The 908-nt window shown below is 66.4% G+C and carries 2 protein-coding genes; both read right to left on the bottom strand.

Features of this window, described 5'->3' with window-relative positions; translation table 11 throughout:
• Positions 1 to 48: 48 nt before the first annotated feature.
• Positions 49 to 561: an IS5 family transposase gene (locus AXK61_RS24645; protein WP_231855665.1), complete on the bottom strand. Its 513-nt coding sequence runs from the start codon at positions 559 to 561 to the stop codon at positions 49 to 51.
• On the bottom strand, positions 548 to 908 hold a 361-nt coding region (locus tag AXK61_RS25845; protein ID WP_068747215.1), incomplete at its 5' end, for a transposase. The genes AXK61_RS25845 and AXK61_RS24645, both read right to left, overlap by 14 nt.

Raw genomic sequence — 908 nt, 5'->3', positions numbered from 1 at the left:
ACGGTCAGGTGCGGGAGAACCACATCGTCGAATTCGACGATGGGCMGCCTAGGGCGTGTCTGACAAAGCTTTCGACCAGGCGATCACTGCGTTGAGAACGACTGCTGCGCGGTAGTTGACGGCGTGCTTGTCGTAGCGGGTGGCGAGGCCGCGCCATTGCTTGGTGTGGCAGTAGCGGCGTTCGATGACGCTGCGGTTGCGGTAGTCGGCGGTATCGAGCGAGACGGGTCGCCCGCCGCGGGAGCCGCGCCGTTTGCGGTGTCCCTTCTGGTCGTCGGGTTCGGGGATGACGGCCTTGATCCCGCGCGCTCGCAGGTGAGCACGGATCGCCCGCGATGAGTAGGCCTTGTCGCCGCGGACAGCGTTCGGGCGGGTGCGTGGCCGGCCTCGCGTCCGGCCGACACGCAGCAGGTTCATCAATGGCAGGAACATCGGTGAGTCACCGGCCTGACCGGCCGTGAGCAGAGTGACCAGCGGCAGTCCGTTACCGTCGACGAGCTGGTGGATCTTCGTCGAGAGCCCACCGCGAGAGCGGCCGACCGCGTGATCAGGCGGCTCGATTCCTGGATTCGTGTAATTCGATCCAGCCCCCTGTGAGGCGCGTGGTGTTCGTCGCGTGCTGATGAGCGCGGGCGATGGTCGAGTCCACCGATAGTGACCAATCCACCAGTCCCGCAGCATCTGCGGCAGCGGTCAGCTTGGCATGCACCTGATCCCAGGTGCCCGTCTTCGCCATCCGGTGATGCCACGTCCACACCGTCTGCCACGGCCCGAAGGTCTCCGGCAGATCACGCCAGGCGATGCCGCATCGATACCGGTAGATGATCGCCTCGACCATCGTCCGCGCGTCCGAGAATGGGCGCCCCTGCCGACCGGTCCGCGCCGGCAGCATGCCCTCGATCAACGAC

The sequence above is a fragment of the Tsukamurella pseudospumae genome, from assembly GCF_001575205.1.
Taxonomy (GTDB): domain Bacteria; phylum Actinomycetota; class Actinomycetes; order Mycobacteriales; family Mycobacteriaceae; genus Tsukamurella; species Tsukamurella pseudospumae.
This window is presented reverse-complemented; position numbering and strand designations above follow the sequence as displayed.